General features: G+C 71.1%; 5 protein-coding genes. 2 read left to right on the top strand and 3 right to left on the bottom strand.

Annotated features, from left to right (window positions below):
• From E1286_RS46295 to E1286_RS46305, 3 genes are all read right to left on the bottom strand, one after another.
• Window positions 1-685: AfsR/SARP family transcriptional regulator (locus E1286_RS46295; protein WP_132623637.1), on the bottom strand; the 685-nt coding region annotated here is incomplete at its 3' end.
• A 64-nt stretch (window positions 686-749) separates the two neighbouring features.
• Entirely contained in the window at window positions 750-1,352 is a 603-nt protein-coding gene (locus E1286_RS46300) for a hypothetical protein (RefSeq protein WP_342776345.1), read from the bottom strand.
• Window positions 1,349-2,740 (bottom strand): selenium-binding protein SBP56-related protein, encoded by a 1,392-nt coding sequence (locus E1286_RS46305; protein ID WP_132623639.1) that lies wholly within the window; start codon window positions 2,738-2,740, stop codon window positions 1,349-1,351. The genes E1286_RS46300 and E1286_RS46305 overlap by 4 nt, the downstream gene beginning before the upstream one ends.
• A gap of 109 nt (window positions 2,741-2,849) precedes the next feature.
• Between E1286_RS46305 and leuE the strand changes: the two genes are divergently transcribed.
• Together leuE and E1286_RS46315 are read left to right on the top strand one after the other, a co-directional pair.
• Window positions 2,850-3,494, top strand: a complete 645-nt coding sequence (leuE, locus tag E1286_RS46310) for a leucine efflux protein LeuE (RefSeq protein WP_132623641.1) — start codon at window positions 2,850-2,852, stop codon at window positions 3,492-3,494.
• Between the two features lie 186 nt (window positions 3,495-3,680).
• Complete coding sequence (locus E1286_RS46315) at window positions 3,681-4,322, top strand: VC0807 family protein (RefSeq protein WP_132623643.1); 642 nt, start codon at window positions 3,681-3,683, stop codon at window positions 4,320-4,322.
• The last annotated feature ends 62 nt before the right edge of the window (window positions 4,323-4,384 follow it).

The raw sequence follows: 4,384 nt of genomic DNA on the forward strand, positions 1-4,384 counted from the left end.
GTGCGGGGGCCGGGGAATCGCCGGACACCACGGACAGGTGCGCGGCGCGCAGCTCGGGGCCCGGGTCGACGCCGAGTTCGTCGGCGAGCGTCCGGCGGGTGCGCTCGAACAGGGCCAGCGCCTCCGCCTGCCGTCCCGAGGCGGCCAGGGCGCGCATGGCCAGCGCGCAGAGCCGTTCGCGCAGCGGATGCGCGGTCACCTCGGCGGTCAGGTCCACCGGCAGCCCGGCCGCCAGGCGTGCCTCGGCCCGCGCCTCCACGGCGGCCAGCCGGGCCTCCTCCAGGGCCGCCGCGGCGTTCGCCAGCAGGGGCACCGCCGTCAGATCCGCCAGCGGCGCGCCGCGCCACAGGTCCAGCCCGTCAGTGCCGAGCCCCCGGAAGCGCAGGGCGTCCACGTCGTCGGCCGCGACGGCCAGCGCGTAGCCTCCGGGGCGGCTCTCCACCACGTCGTACGGCCGCAGCGCCGCCCGCAACCGCCTGACCAGCGTCTGAAGGGCGTTGGCCGCGTTGGCGGGCGGCTGGTCGGGCCACAGGGCGTCGATCAGCCGCGCCGACGTGACGGTGTGGCCGGCTTCGAGCGCCAGCAGGGCCAGCAGGGCCAGCAGCGCCCGCAGCCGAAGACCTCCGACGGCGATCGGCCCCGCGTCGCCCTCGACCTCCAGCGGCCCCAGGATGGATATCCGCACATGTCACACCCTGCCGCCTCGCCAGTACCGCTGGTCACGCGGCCGAGACCGACGCGGTCGCCCGTCACACGGCCGAGACCAGCGTGACCGCACCGGCGGCCACGAGGGCCACCGCCCACATGCGGTCGACGTTGACCCAGGCGCGCCGCAGGACCGTCAGCCCAGCCACCTTGTAGACGACCACCGCGACCGTCCCGGCCACCGCGAACATGGCCAGCGTGTGGTAGAGCGCCACGCCCAGCCCGCCGGAAACGGCGTGCCCCGGGTGCCCCTCCGTCCGCAGGCCGGTGAAGACCGGGATCAGCATCAGGCCCGCCCCGTGCGCCGACGACATCAGGAACGACCAACAGGTCAGCTGCCACAGCGACAGCCGCATGCCCACCCACCGGAAGTGCCGTTTCGACAGCAGCCGCCACAGCCCGAACGCCACCAGCACCACCCCGCCGCCCACCGCGAGCACGGTCCCGGTCACCACCGACCCGGTGGCCGCGACCACGAGCGCCACCAGAGCCACCGAGGCGAGGTGCCCCAGGGCGATCATCGGGATCGACTGCAGCAGCCGGTCGATGCTGCGTTCCTGCAGGCCGCGGGCCACGGCGAAGAGCCACCCCATGGCGGGGTTGAGCCCGTGGAAGGCGCCCAGCAGCAGCACCGCCGCGAGGGTCACGGGAAGCAGTACGAGTCGGAGGAGGCATCGCCGCCCTGCAGCCTCACCTGGTGGGGGCGCAGGCCGCGGAAGGCATCGCCGTGCGGGAAGAAGCGGGTGTCGAAGGTGAACGACTCCGCGTCGATCTTGGCCATCCAGGCGCCCACGCCGTCGGGGTAGAACTGGTCGTCCCAGGAGCCGTACAGGGAGTTGGTGAGGTAGACGCGGCGGCCGTCGCGGCTGACCTCGACCATCTGCGGGCCGCCGGCCAGCGGGAGCGACGGCTCGGCGGGGTGCGGCGCCCGCCGGACGATGCCGCCCACCCGCAGCGAGCCCAGCTCGACCGGCTGGTACGGATCCGACACGTCGTACTGCTTGAGTTCGCCGGTGCCCCAGCAGGAGACGTACAGGCGGGTGTCGTCCACCGACAGCGCGATGTCGGTCACCAGCGGCGGCACCGCACCGAACGGTTTGAGCACCGGCGGCAGCAGGTCGGGGTCGGCCGGTTCGGCCGGGATGGAGATGACCTTGCGCACCTGCCAGCGGCCGTCCTCGTGGAACCAGACCCAGACCGAGGCCGACAGGTCCTCGACGCTGGTCACGACGCCGACGAAGCCGTACAGGCGGGTGGGGTCGTGGGCTGGGCGCAGCTCCAGCGGCATCTGGTGCGCGTCGCCGAGGTCCGCCTCCTGCAGGTGGGTGCGCTTGCGCAGGTCCCAGAAGTGCAGCTTGTGGCCGTACTTGCGGCCGAGCAGGAGCTCGCCGACGACGCCGTCCTCGACCATGGACGGCGTGCCCCACTCCGAGGTGATCATGACGTCCTGGTTGATGTGCCACCAGAAGTCGTAGGCGAGGTACTGCGGGCCCCGGTCGAGCTCCCACTGCCCCACCACCTCGAACGACGTGTGGTCGAGCACCGCGATCCCGCCGGGCCCGTCGCGGCCGTCGGCGCCGCCGAGCGCGGAGACGTACAGGCCCTCCGGGCCGCAGTGGACGGTGTGCGGGCGCGAGTAACCGGCGCGCCGGGCCAGCTCCTCCGCGTCGACGACCTTGACCAGCTCGGGGCTGAGGCGGTCCTTGGTGTCGTAGATGTGGATGCGCGAGGAGCGCAGGCCGGGCACGACGAGGTAGCGGCGCTCGACGTGGGGGTGCGGCGCGTTCGGGCACAGGGCGCTGCTGCAGGCGTTCCACCCGAAGTGGTGCAGCTCGTCGCCGGTGCCGGGCAGGTCCGTCCAGCCGACGACCGTGCCGTAGGCGGGCGAGGACGGGTCGGTGTCGATGACGGCCAGCGCGTCCGGCCGGGCGGCGGCCCTGTCGAAGGCGGCGACGTAGGCCAGCTTCTCCTCCGGGGCGCTCGCGGCGTCCCTCGGGGAGGGATAGAACGTGGGATCCGGAGTCCAGAACGTCATCTCTCCACACTCCGGCCAATTCCCTACACGGTCAATAGGTAATGCCGAGCGACCTCGGGTCGGCACCCTGATATACCGTTACATGTCGCAATTTGGCATGGGGAGAAGCATGTTCTTCGGCATCACGGACTTCTGGGCCTACCTGATCGGCGCCTTCCTGGTCATCCTGCTGCCCGGACCCAACTCGTTGTTCGTGCTGTCCCACGCCGCCCGCAACGGCGTCCGCCAGGGTTACCGGGCCGCGGCGGGGGTCTTCGTCGGCGACGCGGTGCTCATGTTCCTGTCCGCCGCCGGCGCCGCGTCGCTGCTGCGGACCCATGCGGTGCTGTTCACGATCGTCAAGTACGCCGGCGCCGCCTACCTGGCGTGGACCGGCTTCCAGATGATCCGCGGCGCCTGGAAGAGCCGGCGCGCCACCCCCGTGGAGACGGCGGAGCCGCCCGAGGAGAGCGTGCGGCCGTTCCGCAAGGCCCTGACGATCAGCCTGCTCAACCCGAAGGCGATCCTGTTCTTCGTCTCGTTCTTCGTGCAGTTCGTGGACCCGGGCTACGCCACGCCGGCGCTGTCGTTCCTCATCCTGGGCGCCGTCGTCCAGGTCTTCAGCTTCCTCTATCTGACCGCGCTGATCTTCGGCGGGACGTTCCTGGCCGGCCAGTTCCGCCGCTACCGGCGGCTCAGCGCGGGGCTGACCTCGGGCGTCGGCGCCGTCTTCGTCGGCTTCGGCGCCAAGCTCGCCACCGCGTCACTCGGCTGAGGTTCAAACACAGACCGAACGCGTCTGACACGGCAGCCGCACCACCGGGCCTCGAGTACGGTAGGCCACCGGCACTTCCCGGGACGGCGGTGATGACGCTCTGGTGACATCGAGCGGACCATCCGGAAAGCCTTGCTCTCCGAACCTCGGGTAGTCGCCGATCGTCGGCCGAACTGCGGAGCAACGTTGAGCCATCCTCCAGTCACCCTTCCACGCCTCACCGCGCTCGCCCGGCAGGCGGCTCCCAAGCTGCTGGAAGCCGTCGTCGCGCCGCTCGCCGTGTTCTACCTGGCCCTGGCCGTCCTCGGCGACCAGTGGGCGCTCGTCGTGACCGCCGCCTGGGTCTACCTCGGCGTGGCATGGCGGCTGGTCAGGAAGATCAAGGTGCCCGCCACGATGTACCTGGCCGTGTTCGCGATCACGGTGAGAACGATCGTGGCCCTGTGGACCGGCACCTGGATGTGGTTCTTCATCCAGCCGGAGATGGGCACGATCTGCATCAGCATCGCGTTCCTGGCCTCCGTCCGGCTCAACCGGCCGATCGTGCAGAAGCTGACGCTCGACTACATCCACCTGCCGTCCGCGGTGCTCAAGCACGAGCGGGTACGCCGGTTCTTCGCCAGGATCACCCTGCTGTGGGCGTTCGTGCTGCTGACGAACTCCACGCTGAGCATCTTCCTGGCCGTCTACCAGTATCTGGACGGCTCGCTCGGCGCGTACATGCTGCAGCGTACGTCAGCGGTGGCCGTCATCAGCGGCACGGCGATCGCCTTCTCGATCATCGCCTTCAAGCGGCTCATGCAGCGGCTGCAGGTCGCGCACGCCTGAGCGTTCGGCCAGCAGGAACGCCCTGCACATCCCCATGACCCGCCCCGTCAGCAGGCCCGTGC

Source organism: Nonomuraea terrae (genome assembly GCF_004348995.1).
In the GTDB taxonomy this organism is placed as follows: domain Bacteria; phylum Actinomycetota; class Actinomycetes; order Streptosporangiales; family Streptosporangiaceae; genus Nonomuraea; species Nonomuraea terrae.

Excerpts from the sequence above, each read along its gene's own strand:
- E1286_RS46305 (WP_132623639.1), bottom strand. The coding sequence starts at position 2,740 with ATGACGTTCTGGACTCCGGATCCCACGTTCTATCCCTCCCCGAGGGAC.
- leuE (WP_132623641.1), top strand. The coding sequence starts at position 2,850 with ATGTTCTTCGGCATCACGGACTTCTGGGCCTACCTGATCGGCGCCTTC.